We start from the raw sequence: 22,294 nt of genomic DNA, 5'->3' as shown, positions 1-22,294 counted from the left end.
ATGGATATCGAGAATTGTTTAAAATCAATTTATAGCTATTTAATGAAATTTGGTGAATGAACTCATTAGTACTCTTTCAAACCATTTTCAGCAAATAAAAAAGGCTACACCGTCTACACAAATCGAATAGGAATAAATTATTTTTCACCGCTTTTATTTAGGAACTTATATAGATGAATAAAAGCCTATTGATTATATTTTTATTGGTTGATTTATGGAATAGGATGCGTCTTATTATTGTCATTTTATCAGTTACAGAAGTTTATTTTCATGGTAATTCAAGTGAAATTCTTCGCAATCTCAATGGCATATGAAATGCATTGTTTCCTAACGATCCTTTTATAACAAGTAGTGGAATTAAGCTAAACGACACAGACAAAATCTACACTAAGCTGGATGATTGTCCGTAGGGCGGGAAATGAGCAAAAATAAAAGGCCGCCAGTCAGTTAGTTTTCACCGACTTTCTGACAACCCCTTGCATACTTACTTCATAATTAAGAAAGAAACGACAAAGCGATTAATCTCGCTTTTCCATACCTCATAGCATTATGAAGACTTGATTATTGCGCTTTCAAATCTGCACGATAATCGTCTATAATCGCTTGTATCTCCGGGTCTGCCGGAACATTTGTGACGTCGTAGAGAAATCCATCGGATTCGACCAAAGTCATTTTGGCGTTAACGACTTCGAAAGTCAAATTCAGGCGGCCCAAATAATGTTCTTGTTCTCCGCCGGCTTGAGTAATTGGCACCATCACCTCTCCGTTGAATTCGTATTCGGGAGTTTCGATGACCTTGTGTGTATCTGCGCCGATTACCGCTGAGACTCCGGGAACCTGAGCCAGCTTATGGTCTTCAGGGTTTCCGGCATGCGAAAGGACAATGTTAACGTCTGACTTTTCACTCACTTCAGGAAGCAACGCATTCAACGCTTCAACCGGTTCGATGAAATCGAGGTCTGCAACATCATCCCAACCGCGAATTTCCGGCTTCATCGAAGTAAGGCCGATCATGCCGACTTTAACGCCAGAGAAAGTAAAATTCTTCCAAGGTTTGACATTCTGTATGTACTTTCCTGTTTCCCTGTCAATGACATTACCAGTAAGGATGGGGAAATTCACGTTGCGGTGGTAATCCTTTAACTGTTCATAACGGCTGTCCGGTGTGCCCTCCCCGGCAGGGTAAACGCGGAAGTCGTTGTTTCCGAGAGCCATCGCTTCATAGTCCAAAGCTTTCAAAAGAGACGTCTCCAACTCTCCTTGACCCGCTTGAAACTCTCCGCGCAGGAAGACATCCCCGCCATCGACGAGAAGCACATTCTCCTCTTCATTGCGTACATTTTCAATGATGGTGGCGTACTTCGCAATAGAATTGTGATGAACGGTTCCATCATCCAGCGTGACGATGTCATCCAAATGACCATGAAAGTCATTCGTCTGGAGAATGGTGAGTTTAAACTTCTCTCCCTCCTTGAGCTTTTCCTCCGCATCTGCCGTAACGGGCTTTGCGACAAAAGCGGCAGCCATCGCCAGCGAAAAGCAGCCAGTCAAAAATATTTTTCCCGTTTTTTTCATACTATTTCCTCCAAGCAATTACTCTATTAAATGATAAAAGAAGTTATTTAGTTTCCAGTCTTTTCGGATTTCTCAAGAGCTACTAGTTTATTTTTTTCTTCAGAGTTAGTTTTTTCTTCTTTTTCATTGCTGATCAAATCATTAGTCGCTTTTTTAAATTCTTTTAAAGTGTTTCCAAAAGCCCTTCCAATTTCCGGTAATTTAGAAGGACCAAAAATGATTAACGCTATGACTAGAATGAGAATTAGACCAGGGATGCCGATACTAGATAACAAAGGTCTCACCTCCTATACCATGATGGTTTGTTAGTACTCAAAAAAATGCGATCATTACTTATAAAATTGGCATACCATGACGCTCTAAAGCTGCTGCTTCTAATAAAGACATGCCTTGTTCTTCTGCGAATGCAGTAAGTCTATCCGAAACAACAGGAGCAAGACTTGCTGGCGGCATAGCCTGGTTCATAGCTCGTCTACGGGTAGAATTTCTGCGTGCAAATGGTCCCCAAATCGCAAAGGTGATACCTGGTGTTTGCATATTTACAAAGAAAGTATTTCCATCTGGAGAAAATGTAGGGCCAGCAAATTCAGAACCGTTCATCATATTTTCAGCGAAAGTATAAATATTTCCTTCAGGAGTTAATCCGACAATTCGATCATTACCGCCTCCATCTTCGGCAATCCAAAGATCTCCCCAAGGAGTGATTGTAATATTATCCGGTGCTTCTAAATCATTTTTATCAGTAGACTCATAGAATAGTTCTAAGGTGTTTGTCGCTGGCGTGTAGCGATAAACACGGCCAAGTCGTGCTGAACCTGCACTTGTATCATCAAACCATAAAGTACCTTCAGAAAAATAAGCCCCTTCTAAGCGGCTAAACTGAATACAGCCTTTATCCTTAGCATCCTGCTGTGCGATTTCAGGATTTAATTTTTTCCAAACGATCCCGAATTTTTGTCTAGTATTAAATTGACTTGCAGCTGCAGCCGGCAATTCATCAATCGCTGCCGCTTCAAGGATACCGCCCTTTTGCAGAGAACCTAGCTTTTGACTTCGGTCATGTGGTGTAAAACGGTACAAGAAGCTTGGACTTGCGTCTTCGGTTAAATACCAAATTCCTGTTGAAGGGTCAACATGCCCAGCTTCATGGGAGAAATAACCCATATCACGGATCGGTGTTCTTGACATTTCGTTTTCAGGATCAAGCGGATTTACTTCAAATACAAAGCCATGTCCCATATCACGAGTTTCTTCCATTGTTAACCAAGTGCCCCAAGTCGTAGCTCCACCCGCACAATTACGGATTGTACCTGAACTTGATACATACTGATCAATGACATTGTTATTTTGTCCAACGATTAATGTGGTTGTGCCGCCGGCAGCACCAGCACTCCAAGGTTTTTTTCCGTTTACAGGGTAATCTGAATTTGTCCCATTTTCATGGTTTCTTACAAGAATGGTTGTACCCTTCTCTCCTTTATAGGCAGCCATTCCATCGTGAGCAGAAGGGACAAGGTCACCATTAGGCATGATATCACCAGTTCGTGAAAGCATTTTGTAATGAAATCCCCTTGGCAGATCTAGCACTCCATTCGGATCCTTTACTAGTGGGCCATAGCCACCAAATCCGCTTGTTGGTTTGCTGGATTCCGCTGCAAATCCTTTTGTAGCTCCCGCAAGAGAAAATACCCCAGTTGAACCAAGTGTTAATGCTAAAGTACTCATTCCGCCAACTTTTAAGAAATTACGTCTGTTTAAACCGCTATTGCTAGATTTCATCAACATTACCTCCAAAAATCTTTTTGAGGGATGCTATATTCCTTATAGCAAACTCTACACTTAAAATTAACAGACCATTTTAAATGCTCTGTTAAACCCATGTGATTTTATTCCTTCACATGAAAGATAAACCAAAAGTCACGGTTTATACGAGATCAAAGGAGGTTATAACGACATTTATAACATGTAAAGGGTGGAAATTTATGGAGTGAGTCAAAAATGGAGAAAAAACTAAGGATTTTGTCATAAGAAGACCGATGCAGAATATTAAAGCTTATTAATAGATTGTAAATATAAGAGATACACTATGACAAACTAGTTAACCCGATTACCAAAATTGACTACTGGACTATTCAAAAACAATCAATAACTTTAACATAGCCAATTATTAAGTCAATGATGTCGCTTATTTTTCGACATATTCTTTTCTTAAAAGGAATTAACACTTGGATAGGCGAATATAGGTATTTAAGTTTATTAGAAGGGGTGATTCAAGTGAGTATTAACATGGCAGAACACAGACTTGTCAAAGAAATAGCGATTTCAATCATCTCTACCCGTTTAGAAAAAAGCTTGGATGAAATAGAAAACTTATTTGGTGTTATTCTCGATACAGAACCGGCAGATGTATTGGCTACAAAATCTAAACAGTTAGCCTCTGCAACAACTGTAGAACAATGCATTGATATTTTTATATAGAAGGTTGAAACATAAAAGGCATAACAAAAAAAGGTACCCACCATCGTTGTGAGTACCTTTTTGCCTACAATTTCTGCTTCAAAAAATGAACATGAAATCGATTATTTCACTTCCATTATCCATTTTGCTTTGCTACCCGTAGTATAATCTGTGTAGAAGATTTCATAAGGTGCATTACCGGTTACTCCGAAAGCAGCAGGTCCGTTAACATGCTTTCCAGCTTGAACACTCTCGGTTAATGTATCGAGAGCATATACCTCCATCTTTTCACCTTTGCTGTCATACACTTCAAAATCTCCCGCGCTAACTACTTGTTCTTCTTTTGTACCATTTTGGTATTCAATATCAAATCCCAATACTTCTTTGGGCTGTGTTTCTTCGAATTCGTTTCTTTCCTTTGTATAATGTGCATTTGTTAATGTTATGATATGACCTTCTACATTTACCTTTTCGCCCAGTTTAAAGGTTCCAAGCTCTTCAGGTTTTTGTTCGGAATCTTCATCGAATTCAATAGGCTTCTTGTTTTCCGCAATCACTGTGTTACTCAAATCAACGGTACGGATAGTTGGTTCTTTTTTATCATCGTAGAGTTCAGAGTGTTTATATAGTTCTCGTATGTAGGCATCCATAATAGCTGCTTGCATGCTGTTCTCAAAGCTTCCGCCGTCTGAATTGTTCACTTTCATTTCTATCGTTTTAGAGTCTTTTAATTCAATGCTTTTATAAGTGATAGTTCCTTCATCATCAGGACCAGCCATCTGTTTTAAAATGGTCTTGAAATCTTTTTTAGGCATATAAATTTTAGCCCATGCATCTTTATCAGGATTCTCAAAATCTATTTTAGAAAAATCTTCTAAAGTTGAGAATTCTTTTTGTTCCTTCTTGGGTTCTTCTACCTTTTTGACATCTCCGTTTGAACTATCAGAACATGCCGATAAAAGAATGACAGACAATAAACCTATTATTAAAACTTTTAAAAACTTCATTAATCATTTTCCCCCTGTTGGTATCGCTTTTAGCACGGTTTATTATCTCTTGTAACAACATTTTAATCAATAGTTGTTTTTACAAATGGAAAGGTAAAAAAAGTGGGAAGTACAGATTTCAAAAAAGTAATCGTTTACCAAATGTAGGAACAGACGTCGTTCTAATTTATATATCCTTACAGATGAATGATTAGAATTATAAGCAGCAGCTCCTTTTTGTGTTAAGCGTTGAATCTGTTCCAATAATCTAGTGGACCAACATTATTTTTTAATGGAATATACAAAAAAAGAAACGGTAATACTTGGAAAAGCACTACCGCTTTTGATATTGTGTTTAAGTAGTATTAGCTTACCTTCGTTGTTTTACTTTTACTCTTGTTACCTGATTTATCTTGAGCGTATACCTTTATAGTAGAACCCTTCTTTTGTGCCTTGATTTTCACTTTATAATTTCCTCGGCTATCTACTACACCTTGTCCGATTTTCTTGCTTCCATTGTAGATATAAATGGATGCACCCTTTTCACTCTTACCAGTAACGGTTACGGTCTTGCTCGTTATTTTATTAACGGTTGGGACAGGTGGAGCTGTTTTATCGATTACTTTAACCGATTTACTTGCGCTCTTATTTCCTGCTGCATCAACCGCATAAATAAGAATCGATGTACCAGCTTTTTGTTTAGCAATCTTCATGGAATAAGCACTGTTTTTCGCTGTTGCTTCCCCGATTTTCTTGGTTCCCACCATCGCATATACTTTTGCATTGGTTTCAGCTTTACCAGCAATAACCGTGGCACTATCATAGACGGCATTCACAGTTGGAGTGGACGGCGCTGTAACATCTTTAACCGTTATCTCTTTTGCCGCACTTGCATTTCCAGCATCGTCTGTTGCTGTTACGGTTATTTTTGTTCCGGCTTTTTGTTTTGGAATGGAAACCGTATATGTGCCTATGGTACTTGCTTTCGCTGTTCCTATTCCTTTCGTCCCTGCTTTAACCGTAAGGGTTGACCCTGCTTCGGCTTTTCCTGTGACATTCGTCGATTTATCCGTTACTTCATTCACACTTGGTACTGGAGGAGCCGCGGTATCTACAGGTGGTGTCCAAGAGGAATCTAGCTTTTTAATATAAGCAGAGGAAATGAAACCAGTTGACTTTCCATCTGTCGTTTTAACAGGGAACCAGACAAATTGATTTACACTTCCTAATCCTTTGTCATATGTAAATTCTCCTGTGATTTCCAATATGGCATTTTTGGGAGCTAGATTATTTACGACTTTGGAAGTAGCTGGTTGTTCCCTTAAACTCCCATTCCCTCCTGTTACAACTACATCGTCACCCTTTTTCAAAAGGTAAACAGAAGTATGCAAAGGGTCTGCTAGTATAAAGGTATCCTTTAAAAAATTTATATTATTGTTAGCGTCGTATGAGAAGTGTTCTGTCTTAAAAGGGAATTGCGCTAATTCAGTACCTCCTAAGAAACTGTCATTTTCAATATAGGAAAAAACTATTTCTTGATAAGCTTTTGTATTTTTCAATCCATTACTCTGATATACAGGACCGTTAATAGATTTTGTTCCATTGTACGCCATTATAGGGAAATACCAATTTTCTATTTCCTGTCTTCCGGCACCTTGTACTTTCGGAAGTCGTCCGTAATCGAACTTATTACTAAGGATTTTGACGCCCTCCTCGATATTGAAGGTAATATCGTATGTTAATTTTTCTTTGTATGCTAATTCCTCTTCATCTTCATCTTTATACTCCTTTGGTATATCTGTAACCTGCATGATACCGATTCCGCCATCAGAAGAGATATTAGGTTTGTCCTTCTCTTTGAATTGCAAAAAATCACTTTCTTTTCTAGCTACAGCCTTTACAACTTCAGGAGGGATTTCTGCATCCAAAGCTGCATTCGTCAGTAAACAGTTAATATGCTGAAAAGAGGGATTTTCATTTTGCTTAATTACACCAAATGATGAGCATTTGGAGGACCATTCTGACGCGGCGGAGGTTTCATCATAAACCAAACCGAGCAATAAACACGTTAATAATCCTGCTTTTAAGAAGATTGATTTCATTATTCCATTCTCCAATTCTACTTAGTTATTAATCCATCTACATTTTACCATAATTAGTTTTTATTAATAGATTATCCAATGTTATTTAAATAATAGAATGAAGACTTGAAACGACAGACACAGCCAAGGTAGCATTACTCGATTTCTAGTTAAAACAGAACAGATATAAGAGAACAAAAAAACGCAAACCCTTATGTATTAAGGATTTACGTATTTGAACATTGATGATTCCTACTGGATTCGACCCACGCCCCCCTTCCTGTCAAGGTCGGGCCAACTCGTACCTCAAGACATGATCCCCACCCAGGTTTTCACAGCGGTCGCTAAAATCAATAAAGCCAGTATGACTTGCAGCACTTTTACATTCATTTTTTTACCGGCCATCGCCCCAAGCGGAGATGCTATTAAACTAGCAACTACCATGATCAATGCCGGATAGAAGTCAACTTGTCCCGTTGAGATTTTCCCTACTGTTGCACCAATGGATGAAATGAATGTGATAGCTAATGAAGACGCAATCGTTACCCTGGTTGGTATTCTTAAAACGATAAGCATGATCGGAACTAATAGAAAGCCCCCTCCGGCACCGACTATCCCGGCACCTAAACCTACGATTAAGGCAAGGATGGCCGCAAGCCATTTGTTGAAGGTAACTTGATCCAAAGGAATGTCATCTATCCCTTTCTTCGGAATGAACATCATGACAGCAGCTATCAACGCCAAAATGCCATAGACGATATTCACTCCGTTTTCCGACATCGATTGTGATCCAAAACTTCCAACCACGCTTCCGATTAACACACTGATCCCCATATAGAGAATGAGTGTTTTATTTAAATGTCCGCTCTTACGATAGCTCCATATACCTCCGATGGAAGCGAATAAGACTTGTACAGCACTTATACCTGTCACATCATGGGCACTAAATGCCGCTAAACCGAAGATTGGGGGAATAAACAGCAGCATTGGATAATTTATTATCGAACCGCCGATGCCGAGCATTCCTGAAACGTATGAACCTATAAAACCAATCAAAAAGATGGTAATGATAAAGGTGATATCCATTGTCAGTGCCTCCCTCAAAAGAAGGGAACCCTATTGGTTCCCTTCTCTTTATCAGCCTTTTCTAATCCAAAATTTCAGTATATCATTTTCTTCTGCCGTTTCCACCAGTTCATGGCCACCGGATTTTGACCAAGCGGCTAAGTCGGCTTTAGCTCCTTTATCGGTTACATGTATTTCCAGCACTTCCCCGGTTTGCAAATCATTCATTGCTTTTCTCGTTTTAACGATCGGCATTGGACAAGCTAGTCCCTTAGCATTTAACACTTTATCTGAATTCATATTTCATTCCTCCTATTTTTTTGGCTTCTATTTTTATCGGTATTAACGAACCGCACAGCGATTTGGCCCGATTTCCATTTCGCGCTGTTTTTCATCGTCAGGCTCGATTTTCCCCATATTGGTTTCGCGAATTTCTTGATAAGCGTTTGGCTGAGGCGGTAAATTACCTGTTACAAGCTCTCTGAATTCCGTTTCATCTGCAATGTTCAATCCGTGATTTTCAGCAAACAACGCACCCAACTTTTTAGCGACACTTCCATCTTCATTCAATTCATCAATGATCATGAAATGTGATGGCAATACGATTAACTCGTCTGATAATTCTCTATAACGTGAATACAGTGTTTCTCTCAAGTCGCCTACCCAATCCTCAGCCAGCCCAGCTAGGTCCGGTCTGCCAATCGAATCAATGAATAGTATATCCCCGCTTAGCAAGTATTTTTGATCGACCACAAATGATGTAGATCCAATGGTATGGCCCGGGGAGTATAATGCTTGGATATCAATCGCAGTATGACCAATCGTTATCACTTTCCCGCCTTCTAATGGCTGATATTCAAAAGTTACTTCAGCCGCATCATTTGGCGGCAGCCAGTAAGCTGCATTTGTTACTTCCGCTATTCGTCTTCCACCTGAAATATGATCGGCATGTAAGTGCGTATCCAGAACATGTGTAATTTTCACGCCGATATCATCGGCGAAATCAAGATAGGTATCTATCATTCTTGTGGAATCAATTACGGCTGCTTCACCATTGGAAACGACCATGTAAGATAAACAGCCTTTACCAAGTCGAACAAATTGGAAAATTTCGCCGCCATTTGTCAATTCGCCGATCCTCACTGGTTCCAAGTATTCACTCCATGCTTTCATGCCGCCCTTTAAATAAAAAACATCCAATCCAGCTTCAGATAACATTTCAGCTACCATGACGGATGAGCCTTCCTTTGCACATACTACAAGGATTTCTTTATTGGACGGGATTTGATCGAGAATTTCTTCCACGCCATCCAGTAGATCAAAGTAAGGGGTATTAAGGAATTCAAAATTCTCCCCTTCAATTTTCCAATCATTGTAGTCACTTTCATTTCGAACATCCAAAATAAATAAGTCGGTTTTATTGATTACTTTCTTTGAAACCTCAGCGGCTGTCATTTGCTTAAACGCCATATTTTATACCCCCTATAGTATTAATGATTTCAAAATTTTTCCTTCATTAAAAGGTTAATGTAACATCAGCATTCTTAGCGAACTCCAAAAATGTGACCGCTCCACCTACTTCGATACCGGCAACGAAAGCTTCTTTTTCCATGCCCAAAACGTCCATGGTCATTTGACACCCAAAAAACTTGACGTCCATTTCCTGTGCCATGGTAACTAATTCTGGAATGGAAGGAACATTGGCCTTTTTAAAGTCTTCGGCAAAGTGCTCTTTACCTTCAGGGAGTGGAAGCTGTCCATTCGCTTCTTTATGAATTAAGTTCAAGACTTCGAAAGTAAAGAAAATGGCTCTTTTTGATCTGTTGTTGCTGCTGCCGTTGCGATGTTAAACACTTTATATGCGTCAAATAATCCACCATTACTTGCGATTATAGATACTTTATTCGTCATGATATATTCCTACATTTTGTAGTCACTTTTATTCATTCACGGATTTTTGTGAAGGACCGTTCCATTGGCTCATGCCGGGTACAACATTGAATACCCGTTCAAAACCGGCCGCCGTCAGTTTTTGTGCAGCAAGATCACTTCGGCTGCCTGTACGGCAAATCACGAAAATCTCTGACTCTTTATCAAGTTCACCCATACGTTGTTCCAATTCACCCATTGGAAGGGATCTTGCTTCTGGAATGTGATTAAAAGCATATTCTGCGGATTCTCGTACATCCAGGATGATCGTATTTCTGTTTTCTTGCATTAGTTGAAGGAGTTCTTCATTTGAAACGATTTTTTCATGCTTCTTCACTGCTGTTTCTTCTCCGTTTGCTTTCCGAAGATAATGTTTTAGTGTTGGTCCTTCTTCAACCGTACCCAAGTATTGGTGACCTGAACTTTCCGCCCAAGCTTTCATGTCGGCGGTTGACCCTTTATCAGTTGCTTGAACTTCCAATACTTCCCCCGCTTCCAGCCCATTCATGGCTTTTTTCGTTTTTACGATTGGCATTGGACAAGCTAAACCTTTAGCATCCAAAACGGAATTTGTTTTAATCATTTTATTTCCTCCTTGTGTTTTTTAGGGGTGGGGGTATATTCGGATATAAAATTATGCTATGGGACCTTCCCATTCATTCATACCACCCATCATGTTCAACACCTTATATCCATGATCCTCAAGTAACTTTGCTGCCCTTGAACTTCTGCCCCCTGAACGGCAGACGATGATATATTCTTTTGATTTATCCAGATCCTGCATTCTAAATTCCACCAGACCCAACGGGATATTCAAAGCATTTGGTATTTTCCCTGCCTTTACTTCATCCACCTCCCGCACATCAATAATATGTACTGGCGAGTTTCCCTTCAATAATGCATTCACTTCATTCGGTAAAATTTCTTTCATCTTTTTAAGATCCTCCTTTTATTCGTGCCAAGAACTCATGCCGCCTTTTACGTTGGTGACTTCATTAAACCCGAGTTTCTTCAATACTTTACTCGCATTACTGCTCCTCATCCCGCTTTGGCAGATTACAACCACTTCTTTATCCTTTGAAAGTTCTTGTGTCCTTTTGCCAAGTTCGCTTAGAGGTATATTTTTAAAGTCCTTAATGTGATTGCCCCTATATTCATTAGAAGTACGGACATCAATGAACTGCTTATTTCCTTTATTATTCAACAGAGCTTTTAAATCAGCCGCATTTATATTTTTTATCCCCTTTGCCGGGACAAAGTGCTGATATAAAAACCAAACGATGAAACTTAATATGATGAGATTAAATATAGTTCCCAATTGGACTCACTCCAGTACCCAAATTTATATAAATAAGTTTACATTTCCATCCTCTGCTTCAGCTAAATAAGCCGCAACACCTGCATACTCAATTCCATCCATTAATTCCTCTTGCTGCAAGCCCAATAAATCCATAGTCATCGTACAGGCTATTAGTTTGATTTCCTGTTCTTGGGCCAGCTCAATTAAATTCGGCAGTGACATGGCGTTATGCTTTTTCATCACATGTTTGATCATTTTAGGCCCCATCCCAGCAAAGTTCATGTTTGATAGACCCATTTTATCAGAACCACGCGGCATCATTTTTGCAAACATTTTTTCAAGAAATCCTTTTTTTAATGAAATCGGCTCATCCTTCCTTAAAGCATTCAATCCCCAGAATGTATGGAAGATGGTCACTTCATGATCGTAAGCCGCCGCCCCATTTGCAATGATATAAGCAGCCATTGCCTTATCATAATCACCACTAAATAATATGATCGTCGTTCTTTTCTTTTCAGTCATTTATGTTTTCCCCCTGATTTATATTTCATTTAACTTTAATACCCTGCGGGGTATATATTATGCTAAAAAATTTAGTTCGTCAACCCACTTCACTAAAAATGAATGGCATAGGTTTTTCTTTATTTAATTGGTCCATGATTGATTAAAGTCAAACCTTCATTCACTTCGAATATTTTTCCATTAACCTTCTCTATACCAAATCCTGTTAACCGAGCTGTGTGCATAGTCAAGTACATACTTGCGGATTCCTTCGTTTCAAACAGATAAATGCCACCTGCTTCCTTTGCCTCACTGTCTTCGGTCCAAATCTTCCAGATCAAGCCCTCTTCATCATTAATGCCTTTTGCTAAATCAGTAAATTCTTTTACCATTTCGTGACCAAATGGTCCCTCCATTTTAAAATCCACTTGTAAAATATAAGACATGAATAACACTCCTTTTTTTACAGGAAAGGATCTAATTCTTTTACCTGCTTTTAATTAGTAAATTAACCGCTTCCTTGACTAGATGATCAGTGCCTTCGCCTTTCACGACATTTTCCCGAACGCATTTCTCAAGATTGGCACTTACGATAACACCCATGGCCCTATCGATGGCATTACGTGCAGCAGACAACTGAGTGACGACTTCCCTGCAATCTTTTCCCTGCTCCATCATGCCAAGAACACCCTTGATTTGTCCTTCAATCCGCTTCAAGCGATGAATGCTGCTTTTATCATACTCCATACTTCGCCTCCCTTCTATTTACAACAATAGCTAATCTCCTTTTTCCGATAAGAAGTGCCCCAAGTTCACTTCCAGTTTATTAGAAGCAATGACATGGATGTTTACAACAGATTTCTTAATAAAAACGTTTCAATAGGCATAATCAACCTAATCGAGCTTATGATTATAAGCCCCTAGCCAAATTAAATCGCATTTTACTCGTGAGTTTGCATTTTATTCTTGAATTTGAATGCTTTTTTCATGAATTTGGGCGTTTTACTCGTGAGTTTGCGCATTTTACTCGTGAATTTGGGCGTTTTACTCGTGAGTTTAGGCATTTTACTCGTGAATTTGGGCGATTTACTCGTGAGTTTGCACGTTTTACTTGTGAATTTGGGCGTTTTACTCGTGAGTTTGCATTTTATTCTTGAATTTGGGCGTTTTACTCGTGAGTTTGCATTTTATTCTTGAATTTGGGCGTTTTACTCGTGAGTTTAGGCACTTTACTCGTGAGTTTAGGCACTCTACTCGTGAGTTTGCGCGTTTTACTCGTGAATTCGGGCGTTTTACTCGTGAGTTTGCATTTTATTCTTGAATTTGAGTGCTTTTCTCATGAATTTGGGCGTTTTACTCGTGAATTTGGGCGATTTACTCGTGAGTTTGCATTTTATTCTTGAATTTGGGCGTTTTACTCGTGAGTTTGGGCGTTTTACTCGTGAATTTGGGCGATTTACTCGTGAGTTTGCACGTTTTACTCGTGAATTTGTGTTTTTTTAACTTGTGAGTTCATATTATACCTATGGGGGTATATTGTCAAGCTAGTTAAACTAACTTATAAAGTTTAGTATCAAGCTTAGAGGAGAATTCTTCAAACTCGTTTTAACCGGGGTGATGAAAAACTTGTCTTGATATAGATGTTTTTGAAAGCTTATGAAATTGCCAATCTAATCTCCCTCTAGAAAATTAATCTCTTGAACCGCATAATGTCTATCCTGCTATTGGATATAAGATGGCATCGTCTACTATTATTAACTAGATTTCATAATGACTATTAATTAGAAGGTTCCTACTGACTCCACCAATTATAGTAAAAAAATAGTAGTGCAAACCTATCCCTTGGTTTGCACTACTATTTTTTATTTACTCTTTGCCTCTATTGTAGGTATAAGCTCTCGAATACTTTTCAAATGTTCAAGGCTTTGAATGGATTCTAATAAACTCTTCGCAGATTCTTTTCCTAGAATTGGCGTTGTCAGCCAGAAAAACTTCTCTTTTTTTTCTTCAGCGTTTAACGGATAATCATAGTCTCCTCTTGCTTGTATAATATCGGATTGATAAGTGTTACCATCCTGCATTACTATTTTAACCATACTTAATGCCCTTTCAGGAAATGCTTCGTTAAGTTTTTGATCCACTACTACTGTAATCTTGTCCATCATGCTAAGAATAATTGGATCATTCAGATGTTCTAGTACTTGTTTTGGACCCACTTCACCGTAAGAAAGAAATGCTGCAACAGGAAAAAGTAAATTATACTGTGCTTCCTCTGTAGTTTTTGGATATTCTTTCGATAATGCTGCAGATTCTGTAAATGTATGAATTACTATTTTTTTAATATTTTCGGATATTAGTATATTTTCACTTTGGATTTCCCTAATGGCTTCAATAGCTGGCTGTGCCCACCGACAGCATGCATACGGCTTATAATATAGTTCATTTACGCGATAACTTTTTCCTAAATCGTTTGTAAGTCCTTCTGCTTCTTCTAATGTAAATAGTGATGGAATCCCTGTATAGCCTGCTTTTGCCAAATGGGCAGCACTGACCCCGGCCATACACCCCCAATTAATCCCGTCTTTTAACATGGAAGGATGTTCGATGCAGCGCATCATTGGAGAATAAGCACCAAAATATTCTGCATTGCCCAGTGCGTGCTCAATTGTTCCTCCCTTAAGTCCTAAAATGTACGAAACACCTGCGGCAGCTCCAACTGCTCCCCATGAACCGGTGCAGTGATAGTCTAGCCGGGTCAGGTGTGCAGCAATACCTGCACGGATCCCCACTTCATAGCCTATAAGAAGTGCCGTCAAAAACTCTTCTCCGCTTATATTATTATCTTCTGCAACGGCGAGCACAGCGGGGAAAATGACAGCGCCGGGATGTCCTTTTGTGAGGCGATGTCCATCATCTAAATCGAGGGCATTTGCCATTGTCGCATTAACAAAAGCTGCTCCGGCAGGCGTTAATCTTTCTGGGAACAGGAAAAGCGAACTGTTTCCCATCCCCCACTGCGAAACAGCAAATACTTTTGCAATCTCTGCTGCTTTCGTATTGCGGCCTGCAATGGTACAAGCGATAATGTCTGCTAAAGCTTCTTTGAGTGAAGTTAGTGTGCCACTATCTAAACTCTGAATCGACTCAGATTCAATATAGGTGATGAGCGAATTATTAGCTTTCATCTCAATCTAGCATTCCCTGTTCATCCAGCCATGTTTTAGCCACTTCATTAATATCTTCATGCTTAATATCAACACGATAATTTAAATTCTTCATTGTATCTGAATCTAACTTATCTGAAAGTGCATTAAGGAGATCTCTTAATTCCGGATTTTTCTTTAATACTTCTTGACGAATGACCGGTGCTCCATTATATGCCGGAAAAAACTGACTATCATCTTCTAACACAACAAGTTTAAAACCTTCAATGCGTCCATCTGTAGCAAAACCTACAGCTACATCAACCTGGCCTTCTTTTAAGGAGTTATATAAAAGTCCTGTATCCATTTTGACAACATTTTTAGCTGGTAAAGAAAAATTATATTTTTTCTCTAAGCCTTTCATTCCATCTTTTCGCGCATAGAACTCAGAGTTCGATCCAAATTTTAATTTACTAGAATCTTGATTTACAATATCAGCTAGATCCGATATGGATTTGATTCCTAATTCTTTTGCATAATCTTCGCGCATTAAAATAGCATATGTGTTATTAAATTCGGATTTATTTAACCATTCAAGTTTATTCTTTTTGTCGATTTCTTTTACTTTTTCATATGCCTTTTCGGGATCAGTTTCAACTGGTTCCTTTAAATAAACCATAAGTGCTGTACCCGTATACTCCCAGTACACATCGAGCTGACCATTTTCAAGCGCGGAACGTGCCACTGTACTGCCCATACTACTTGCTTCATCGACTTTGTATCCTTTTTCTTTCAAATAAATAGAAGTGATTTGTGTCAAAATGTGCTGTTCAGTAAAATCCTTTCCTCCCACTGTAATTTTCCCTTTATTTTCATTTGAACCGGCATTAGACTCCGAAGAACTGCATGCTGTAAGCATACAGGCAAGAAGTGCGACACAAAATAACATGCTAAACTTTTTCATTTTTACTTCCCCCTTTATTGTCTTAAATAAAATCAGCTTTTCTTTGCAATCCTCTCGGAGTAGTGGCTACTTCAATTTTCCCTAATAAGAAATCAATAGCAATGGCCAAAAAGATAACGGGCATGGCACCTGCGAGCATAATGCCTGGATCGTAAAGTGAGATTCCGGTGAATATAAGGTCACCTAACCCACCTCCTCCAATTAAGAAGGCAAGTGCGGCTGATCCCACATTAATAACGGTTGCGGTACGAATGCCTGCAAGAATTGCATATGAAGCATTCGGGAGTTCAAGCTTGAAAAGAATGAGTTTTTGCGTCATACCCATTCCTGTTCCAGCATCAATTATCGATGGAGGAACCGATTGAATTCCAGCAATCGTATTCCGTAAAATTGGAAGAAGTGAGCTGAACCACAGCGCAAATACCGCGGTTTGCCAGCCTAAACCTAAATAACTCATGACAAGCGCTAAAATGGCTATACTTGGCACTGTTTGTCCGATATTCGCAAAATTAACTACAATAAATTCAAATTTTTTAAACTGTGGTCTCGTAATAAAAATTCCAAGCGGCACGGCCACAAAAATGGCTGCCATGGATGAAAGCGCCACCAATTTCAAATGCTGTCCGGCCAAATGAAGAAGTTCACCAGAGTTATCTTTTATATATTGAAATGCACCTGATTGGAGAGCATAAGCTAGCAGTGCAACAATAATCAACACTAACAAAGCACGAATCAATATTTCTATCTTGTTTATTTCCTTCATTAAGACACCCACCTTATTGAATTATTGACTTTAATTTCGAAGGGTGAACACCTGTCAAAACTTCAAAGTCACCAATGCCTAATACTCCGCTTGGCTGTCCTTTATGATCCAAAATCACAGCTTCCCCTTTTGGTGATGATAATAATAGAGACAGTGCTGTTCGAAGATCTGCATCAATATTAACCACATATTCGCTAGATTCAATTTTCATATTCATTTTTCGATTTACCTTTTTCGCTTTATTTAATAGATCCCTGACCGTTAATAGTTGTAAACGTTTAATTTCACGATCACTTCCAATAAAGTTGTTAACAAAATCATTTTTTGGATTAGACAAAATCTCATCCGGTGTTCCATACTGCATGATTTGGCCATCGTTAAATATAGCAATTTTATCCCCAAGACACAAAGCCTCATCGATATCGTGACTGATAAATAAGATCGTTTTCTTTACATCTTTTTGAATTCGTAAAAATTCATTTTGCAACCGATCGCGAATAATCGGATCTAGTGCCCCAAATGGTTCATCCATCAACATAACTGGCGGGTCTGCCGCCAGCGCCCTTGCCACTCCAATACGCTGTTGCTGTCCGCCTGATAATTCCCAAGGATAACGCTTTCGGTATTCCTCATGGTTTAACCCCATCATCTCCATTAATTCTTTGTATCTTTTTTTCATTTCCCCTTCGTTCCAATCCAGCATCTTTGGTACAACATTAATGTTTTGTTCAATTGTCATATTGGGAAACAAACCATTTTGTTGAATTACATAACCGATTGAACGTCTCAATTCGATTGGATCCAATGAGTAAATATCTTTTCCTCCGACTTCAATAGTCCCCTCTGTGATAGAAACCAAACGATTAACCATTCGTAAAAGAGTTGTTTTCCCACAACCTGAGGGACCAAGAAATACACAAATTTCTCCTTTTTCAATTGTCATATTTACATTATCTACTGCCTTCACCGATTTTCCAGAGCTTTTGTATACCTTCGACACATTTTTAAATGTAATCATAAGTCATCCCCTTTCTTATCCTATATGAGCTTTTTTGGGCGAAACCCGTTTTTGTACCTGACCTAGTAAATAATCAGCAGCGATCGCTAATATTGAAACGGCAATGGCTCCAGCTTGAACCATCTCTGTGTAACTTGTGGATATTCCTCTTGCGATATATACCCCAAGTCCACCCGCACCGATATAGGCAGCAATTGCCCCAATTCCAATCGTTAATACAACGGCCATTCTAATTCCTGCCATAATTACTGGAAGGGCAATTGGGATTTCAACTTTTAAAAGACGTTGCCATGCCGTCATTCCCATTCCTATTGCAGCGTCGCGCATATTGGGATCTACATTTTTAACAGCGATGAATGTATTACGGATGATTGGAAGCTGCGAGTACAAGACCAATGCGATAAACGCTGGTAAAAACCCAATCCCTTGATTAATGATAGATAAAATCGGAATCATGATACCGAACAGTGCAATACTTGGTATCGTCATAATAATGCCTGCTACTGCCAGTACAAGATTTGATAACTTTTCATGCTGTGTAATATAAACTCCAAATGGAACACCGAGTAATATGGCTACACCAACTGCTAATCCAACTAATTGGATGTGCTCCCATGTCATTGCTAAAAGCTCTCCCCAGTTCGACCCGATAAAGTCCAATAAATCCACTTTTTTACCCTCCTTTAATTTAAATGATTCGATTATGACTTGATAGTCTTGCATAATTCAGGTCACTTTTTTATTTAGTTGTAAAAATAAATTGCTTCTTAATATGGTCTAATGTCACTTATAAAAACGTTTTCCTACTTAATTAAACAAGCTTCTGCCAATATTTCTACAATGTGTTTAGCATCCACATCATCTCCTGTACCGCTTCTCTCTACACCTAGTTTCATTTGGAGCAGGCACCCCGGATTTGTTGTTACAATTGTTTTTGCGTTTGTTTTTCCCGCCTTATACATCTTTTCGTCTAATATTTTCATCGATTCATCAAAATTCATTAAATTATAAATACCGCCGGATGCACAGCAGCGGTCACTTCCCTCCATCTCCATAAAACTTGCCCCTGGTATGGATCTAAGAAGCTCCCTAGGTTCTTGAAATACTCCCTGGACATTTCTCAAATGACAAGAATCTTGATAAGTTATAATACCATTCCATTCTTTTTTAAACGGGAGTGGACCAAACTTCACCAGAATTTCGGTAATATCTTTTGATTTCCCTACAAATGCTTCACTGCGCTTTTTCCATTCAGGTTCTTCGCCAAAAAGGTGATTATACTCACTAAGCATCGCTCCGCAGCCTCCAGCGTTATTGACATAATAATCGGCACCGGATGCTTCAAATGCTTCTATATTTGCTTTTGCGAGTTTTACAGCACCATCCTTCATTCCTTGATGGGAATGAAGTGCACCGCAACATTTTTGATTTTTCGGAATAATCACTTCACAGCCAATTACTTGAAGCAGTTCAATTGTTAGCCTATTAATCTTTGACATGATAGCGTCCATGATGCATCCCGGGAAAAAGGCAATTACTGCTCTTGTCTCGCCTAATGCTGGAAATTTTTGTCCGTATTTATATCGTTTGATTGGTGCTTCGAGCTCCGGCAGGATCTTTTCAAACTGTCCCATGGGCTCTGACACATTGTTAATCATTTTTGTTTTTTGCACCACTTTATTTATTTTTGTTTTTTGATATAGCCACGTTAGATTGCCTAATGTACGAAGACGATTGCGATGCGGAAATAAACTGGTCAGCGTAAAATCGACCACTTTTGTTTGAATCTTAGGTTTATTTTTTTGCTTTTTATGATGTTCATGCTTTTGATGTTCTGTAATGACTTCTTTAGCTGCCTCATAAATTTGTCCGTATGGTACATTTACGGGGCACGCTACTTCACAGGCTCTGCAACCAAGACAAAGGTCAATTGTCTCAGCTAGATCTTTTTGAAGATCGATTTTTCCCTCTGCAGCCATTTTAACCAGGTTAATTCGTCCGCGAGGCGATTGTGATTCTTTCCCCATAGATTCATAGGTTGGACAAGCAGGAAGACAATATCCGCATTGCACACATTGATTAGTTGCTTCATACGAAAGATCACGCAATTTTTGAGTGAACTTATCTGTAATTGCTAATTCCTTTTCGTGAGGTGCTTTATTCATGTTAATTCCACCTTTAGTTTTCCAGGCTGTGGAAATATTTTTCCTGGGTTTAATATAGAATTTGGATCCCATGCATCTTTGATTTTTTTCATCATTAGCAATCCATCTGATCCAAGCTCCAATTCCATATAAGGAGATTTTAATATCCCAATCCCATGTTCCCCTGAAAGCGTACCGCCAAGTTCGATGGCAGCTTCAAAAATTTCACTGACTGCATCTTCGACACGTTTCATTTCTTCGATATTTCTCTTATCTGTAATAATATTGGGATGGAGGTTACCGTCCCCCGCGTGACCAAAAACAACTAGGTTCAACTGATATTTCTCACGAATTTGATAAAGCTTTTCAATCATCTCGGGGATTTGGCTTCTTGGTACTGTCGCATCTTCAGAAATTTTGGTTGGTCCCATTTGTGTAATAGCTGGAGAAACCATTTTACGCGCTTTCCAAATCTCATCACGCTCAGCATCTGTTTTCGCCACTTTGACACTAGTCGCCCCTTGTAAAAGACAGATATCTTCACATTTTTTTATTTCTTCATCGATTGCCGCTGGATGCCCATCCACTTCAATAATGACGATGGCTTCCGCCTCAATGGGCAAACCTGCTGGTGAGTAATTTTCAACCGCACGAATACATGCATTATCCATTAATTCCATCGCACTTGGTAATATTCCATTTGATAATATTTTTGTTATCGCATGCCCCGAATCAGCAATTCGTACAAATGAAGCTAAAAGTGTTTTTCTTGCAAGCGGCTTTGGTATCAGACGCAAAATGGCTTCTGTTACAATTCCCAGTGTGCCTTCCGATCCAACTATGAGCCTTGTTAAATCGTAGCCAGTCACATTTTTAACCGTTCGACCTCCTGTGCGAATAATTTCTCCAGTTGGTGTAACAACTTCTAAACCAATTACATATTCCTTCGTAGTACCATATTTCAAGCCTTTTGGACCACTTGAATTTTCCAACAAATTCCCTCCAATTGTTGAAACATGGGAACTGCTTGGGTCCGGTGGATAAAATAAGCCTACCTCTTCTGCCTTTTGTTGTATGTCACTTGTAATTACACTTGGTGAGGAGATTGCCAGTAAATTTTCACGGTCAATCACAAGTTTTTTTTCAAATTGTGACATATCTAGAATCATGCCCCCTTCAACAGCAAGGGAACCCCCGCTTAAGGAGGTAGCCGCTCCTCTAGGATAAACAGGAATTTTAAATTCGTTTGCAAGCTTGACCAAGTCAGCAACTTCTACTTTATTTTTTGGTTGAATAACGATTTCCGGCAAGTATTCGCCGAATGATGCATCAAAGCTATAAGAATAAAGTTCTGCTAAATCTGTCAGTACCCTTTCTTTTGGAACGATGGTATATATTAGCCTTAATAGCTGCTCTTTCATCACTTGTCATCCTCACTTTTCAATATCTAAAAGCTGCTTTGGATTATGAACGATCATCCTTTCAATCTCGGTTTCTGTTATACCTTCTTCGATCATTGCACTGACAAAGCGACTTAATGCTTCTATTGGCGGAATATTATGTTCTTGGCCATAATCTGTTACAAGCACACATGACGTTGGACCAATTTCCCGTATTGACTTAGCCATTTGTGCTATCGTTAAATCTTGAAAATCCTCACCGCAGGCTAAATAGCATTTCTCGATTATAGCGCCTTTTTTCGCAAACTCTTTTTGCTTTTCTATTGATACTGGGGCAATGCCTAGATCTGCATGCTGAATTAAGATCTTGTCGATATGATGTTCATTGGCTGCATCAATTAACACAGAGACTTCTTCTTCCGATAGATGACCTGTTGCAAGGGTGATATTTGCTTCACTGATTAGTTCCAGAATTTCAATGACTTCTGGTTTTATCTGTCTGTTCTCATCCAAAATAGTTAAACCTTCTTCAATGGGCAGGCTTCGTTCACTATTAAAAAAGCGGGTCTTTTTTTTGGCAAAATTACAACAATGCTGATTTGCTGAAATAGTCGGCATCCAAATTATTTTGGCACCTTGCCTTATTGCTGCATCAACCGCTTTGGGTGATAAGCCACCTGTAAATTCATTTAAAACAAGTCCACCGTAAACATGAAGTTCTGGCTCTTTTAAACGGATTAATGTCGTGCGGTCCACAGTTGATGCCTCATGTGCTTTTAATACGGCACCTGCCATTTTAGCTTTTTTTAAGTCTTCTATAAATTCCCAATCATTCTGCTTTCTTGGGAAAATACTAGGATACGTATGGCAATGTAACTCTATTGCACCTTCTAATAACGGATGAAAATCCATCTATGCCACTCCTTTTTAAAAGTTAATTCTTTAATAAATTAATGCAAGTAACATGC

Annotated in this window: 23 protein-coding genes and 1 pseudogene; 1 reads left to right on the top strand and 23 read right to left on the bottom strand. The window is 38.9% G+C overall.

Annotated elements, in window-relative coordinates:
- Positions 1-561: 561 nt before the first annotated feature.
- The 3 genes from OSJ91_RS11240 to OSJ91_RS11230 are packed head-to-tail and all read right to left on the bottom strand — an operon-like array spanning position 562 to position 3,354.
- Positions 562-1,575, bottom strand: coding sequence for a bifunctional metallophosphatase/5'-nucleotidase (locus OSJ91_RS11240; RefSeq protein ID WP_485891579.1), 1,014 nt, complete (start codon positions 1,573-1,575; stop codon positions 562-564).
- A gap of 47 nt (positions 1,576-1,622) precedes the next feature.
- Complete coding sequence (gene tatA / locus OSJ91_RS11235) at positions 1,623-1,850, bottom strand: twin-arginine translocase TatA/TatE family subunit (protein ID WP_350302289.1); 228 nt, start codon at positions 1,848-1,850, stop codon at positions 1,623-1,625.
- Positions 1,851-1,908: 58 nt separating this feature from the next.
- Entirely contained in the window at positions 1,909-3,354 is a 1,446-nt protein-coding gene (locus OSJ91_RS11230) for an alkaline phosphatase PhoX (protein WP_485891578.1), read from the bottom strand.
- A gap of 495 nt (positions 3,355-3,849) precedes the next feature.
- Here OSJ91_RS11230 and OSJ91_RS11225 point away from each other — a divergent pair, with 495 nt between their 5' ends.
- Positions 3,850-4,053, top strand: a complete 204-nt coding sequence (locus tag OSJ91_RS11225) for a hypothetical protein (protein WP_350302287.1) — start codon at positions 3,850-3,852, stop codon at positions 4,051-4,053.
- Positions 4,054-4,154: 101 nt separating this feature from the next.
- Here the strand turns inward: OSJ91_RS11225 and OSJ91_RS11220 are convergent, their stop codons facing one another.
- From OSJ91_RS11220 to OSJ91_RS11125, 20 genes and pseudogenes are all read right to left on the bottom strand, one after another.
- Entirely contained in the window at positions 4,155-5,039 is an 885-nt protein-coding gene (locus OSJ91_RS11220; protein WP_485891577.1) for a hypothetical protein, read from the bottom strand.
- 344 nt (positions 5,040-5,383) lie between these two features.
- Positions 5,384-7,120, bottom strand: a complete 1,737-nt coding sequence (locus OSJ91_RS11215) for an Ig-like domain-containing protein (RefSeq protein ID WP_485891576.1) — start codon at positions 7,118-7,120, stop codon at positions 5,384-5,386.
- Positions 7,121-7,405: 285 nt separating this feature from the next.
- Positions 7,406-8,185, bottom strand: a complete 780-nt coding sequence (locus OSJ91_RS11210; RefSeq protein WP_485891575.1) for a sulfite exporter TauE/SafE family protein — start codon at positions 8,183-8,185, stop codon at positions 7,406-7,408.
- Between the two features lie 51 nt (positions 8,186-8,236).
- A complete protein-coding gene (locus OSJ91_RS11205; protein ID WP_350302283.1) occupies positions 8,237-8,464 on the bottom strand; it encodes a sulfurtransferase TusA family protein in 228 nt (75 codons plus the stop codon).
- Between the two features lie 42 nt (positions 8,465-8,506).
- Positions 8,507-9,634, bottom strand: coding sequence for an MBL fold metallo-hydrolase (locus tag OSJ91_RS11200; RefSeq protein ID WP_485891574.1), 1,128 nt, complete (start codon positions 9,632-9,634; stop codon positions 8,507-8,509).
- A 46-nt stretch (positions 9,635-9,680) separates the two neighbouring features.
- A pseudogene (locus tag OSJ91_RS11195) lies at positions 9,681-10,075 on the bottom strand (DsrE/DsrF/DrsH-like family protein).
- Positions 10,076-10,103: 28 nt separating this feature from the next.
- Positions 10,104-10,676, bottom strand: coding sequence for a sulfurtransferase TusA family protein (locus OSJ91_RS11190; RefSeq protein WP_485891573.1), 573 nt, complete (start codon positions 10,674-10,676; stop codon positions 10,104-10,106).
- Between the two features lie 51 nt (positions 10,677-10,727).
- Complete coding sequence (locus OSJ91_RS11185) at positions 10,728-11,024, bottom strand: rhodanese-like domain-containing protein (protein ID WP_485891572.1); 297 nt, start codon at positions 11,022-11,024, stop codon at positions 10,728-10,730.
- A gap of 18 nt (positions 11,025-11,042) precedes the next feature.
- Positions 11,043-11,402 carry a rhodanese-like domain-containing protein gene (locus tag OSJ91_RS11180; RefSeq protein WP_485891880.1) on the bottom strand — a complete coding sequence of 120 codons (360 nt, stop codon included), beginning with the start codon at positions 11,400-11,402 and terminating at the stop codon, positions 11,043-11,045.
- A 33-nt stretch (positions 11,403-11,435) separates the two neighbouring features.
- Positions 11,436-11,915: a DsrE/DsrF/DrsH-like family protein gene (locus OSJ91_RS11175; protein WP_485891571.1), complete on the bottom strand. Its 480-nt coding sequence runs from the start codon at positions 11,913-11,915 to the stop codon at positions 11,436-11,438.
- A 119-nt stretch (positions 11,916-12,034) separates the two neighbouring features.
- Positions 12,035-12,340 (bottom strand): monooxygenase, encoded by a 306-nt coding sequence (locus tag OSJ91_RS11170; protein ID WP_485891570.1) that lies wholly within the window; start codon positions 12,338-12,340, stop codon positions 12,035-12,037.
- Between the two features lie 40 nt (positions 12,341-12,380).
- On the bottom strand, positions 12,381-12,641 hold the full coding sequence (locus OSJ91_RS11165; RefSeq protein ID WP_413017032.1) for a metal-sensitive transcriptional regulator: 261 nt from the start codon (positions 12,639-12,641) through the stop codon (positions 12,381-12,383).
- Between the two features lie 1,115 nt (positions 12,642-13,756).
- The gene (locus tag OSJ91_RS11160; protein WP_485891569.1) at positions 13,757-15,079 is read right to left on the bottom strand and encodes an MmgE/PrpD family protein; all 1,323 of its coding nucleotides are present in this window, start codon (positions 15,077-15,079) and stop codon (positions 13,757-13,759) included.
- A gap of 1 nt (position 15,080) precedes the next feature.
- Positions 15,081-16,001 carry an ABC transporter substrate-binding protein gene (locus OSJ91_RS11155; protein ID WP_485891568.1) on the bottom strand — a complete coding sequence of 307 codons (921 nt, stop codon included), beginning with the start codon at positions 15,999-16,001 and terminating at the stop codon, positions 15,081-15,083.
- A 22-nt stretch (positions 16,002-16,023) separates the two neighbouring features.
- A complete protein-coding gene (locus OSJ91_RS11150) occupies positions 16,024-16,764 on the bottom strand; it encodes an ABC transporter permease (RefSeq protein WP_485891567.1) in 741 nt (246 codons plus the stop codon).
- 13 nt (positions 16,765-16,777) lie between these two features.
- Entirely contained in the window at positions 16,778-17,782 is a 1,005-nt protein-coding gene (locus OSJ91_RS11145) for an ABC transporter ATP-binding protein (RefSeq protein ID WP_350302271.1), read from the bottom strand.
- Between the two features lie 15 nt (positions 17,783-17,797).
- A complete protein-coding gene (locus tag OSJ91_RS11140; RefSeq protein ID WP_133349104.1) occupies positions 17,798-18,451 on the bottom strand; it encodes an ABC transporter permease in 654 nt (217 codons plus the stop codon).
- Between the two features lie 134 nt (positions 18,452-18,585).
- Positions 18,586-19,947, bottom strand: a complete 1,362-nt coding sequence (locus tag OSJ91_RS11135) for a (Fe-S)-binding protein (RefSeq protein WP_485891566.1) — start codon at positions 19,945-19,947, stop codon at positions 18,586-18,588.
- Complete coding sequence (locus tag OSJ91_RS11130; protein WP_413017024.1) at positions 19,944-21,347, bottom strand: FAD-binding oxidoreductase; 1,404 nt, start codon at positions 21,345-21,347, stop codon at positions 19,944-19,946. Before OSJ91_RS11130 ends, OSJ91_RS11135 begins: the two co-directional genes overlap by 4 nt.
- Positions 21,348-21,359: 12 nt before the next feature.
- Positions 21,360-22,238: a DUF6282 family protein gene (locus OSJ91_RS11125; protein WP_485891565.1), complete on the bottom strand. Its 879-nt coding sequence runs from the start codon at positions 22,236-22,238 to the stop codon at positions 21,360-21,362.
- Positions 22,239-22,294: the final 56 nt, after the last annotated feature.

This window comes from Bacillus sp. T-10(2022) (assembly GCF_056502895.1).
The sequence above is the reverse complement of the archived record's forward strand: the minus strand, read 5'-3'. Positions and strand labels throughout refer to the sequence as shown.

Bases quoted from the DNA above. Each gene is read 5' to 3' on its own strand.
- OSJ91_RS11240 (WP_485891579.1), bottom strand. From the start codon at position 1,575: ATGAAAAAAACGGGAAAAATATTTTTGACTGGCTGCTTTTCGCTGGCG.
- OSJ91_RS11230 (WP_485891578.1), bottom strand. From the start codon at position 3,354: ATGAAATCTAGCAATAGCGGTTTAAACAGACGTAATTTCTTAAAAGTT.
- OSJ91_RS11220 (WP_485891577.1), bottom strand. From the start codon at position 5,039: ATGAAGTTTTTAAAAGTTTTAATAATAGGTTTATTGTCTGTCATTCTT.
- OSJ91_RS11215 (WP_485891576.1), bottom strand. From the start codon at position 7,120: ATGAAATCAATCTTCTTAAAAGCAGGATTATTAACGTGTTTATTGCTC.
- OSJ91_RS11210 (WP_485891575.1), bottom strand. From the start codon at position 8,185: ATGGATATCACCTTTATCATTACCATCTTTTTGATTGGTTTTATAGGT.
- OSJ91_RS11205 (WP_350302283.1), bottom strand. From the start codon at position 8,464: ATGAATTCAGATAAAGTGTTAAATGCTAAGGGACTAGCTTGTCCAATG.
- OSJ91_RS11200 (WP_485891574.1), bottom strand. From the start codon at position 9,634: ATGGCGTTTAAGCAAATGACAGCCGCTGAGGTTTCAAAGAAAGTAATC.
- OSJ91_RS11190 (WP_485891573.1), bottom strand. From the start codon at position 10,676: ATGATTAAAACAAATTCCGTTTTGGATGCTAAAGGTTTAGCTTGTCCA.
- OSJ91_RS11185 (WP_485891572.1), bottom strand. From the start codon at position 11,024: ATGAAAGAAATTTTACCGAATGAAGTGAATGCATTATTGAAGGGAAAC.
- OSJ91_RS11175 (WP_485891571.1), bottom strand. From the start codon at position 11,915: ATGACTGAAAAGAAAAGAACGACGATCATATTATTTAGTGGTGATTAT.
- OSJ91_RS11170 (WP_485891570.1), bottom strand. From the start codon at position 12,340: ATGTCTTATATTTTACAAGTGGATTTTAAAATGGAGGGACCATTTGGT.
- OSJ91_RS11165 (WP_413017032.1), bottom strand. From the start codon at position 12,641: ATGGAGTATGATAAAAGCAGCATTCATCGCTTGAAGCGGATTGAAGGA.
- OSJ91_RS11160 (WP_485891569.1), bottom strand. From the start codon at position 15,079: ATGAAAGCTAATAATTCGCTCATCACCTATATTGAATCTGAGTCGATT.
- OSJ91_RS11155 (WP_485891568.1), bottom strand. From the start codon at position 16,001: ATGAAAAAGTTTAGCATGTTATTTTGTGTCGCACTTCTTGCCTGTATG.
- OSJ91_RS11150 (WP_485891567.1), bottom strand. From the start codon at position 16,764: ATGAAGGAAATAAACAAGATAGAAATATTGATTCGTGCTTTGTTAGTG.
- OSJ91_RS11145 (WP_350302271.1), bottom strand. From the start codon at position 17,782: ATGATTACATTTAAAAATGTGTCGAAGGTATACAAAAGCTCTGGAAAA.
- OSJ91_RS11135 (WP_485891566.1), bottom strand. From the start codon at position 19,947: ATGAATAAAGCACCTCACGAAAAGGAATTAGCAATTACAGATAAGTTC.
- OSJ91_RS11130 (WP_413017024.1), bottom strand. From the start codon at position 21,347: ATGAAAGAGCAGCTATTAAGGCTAATATATACCATCGTTCCAAAAGAA.
- OSJ91_RS11125 (WP_485891565.1), bottom strand. From the start codon at position 22,238: ATGGATTTTCATCCGTTATTAGAAGGTGCAATAGAGTTACATTGCCAT.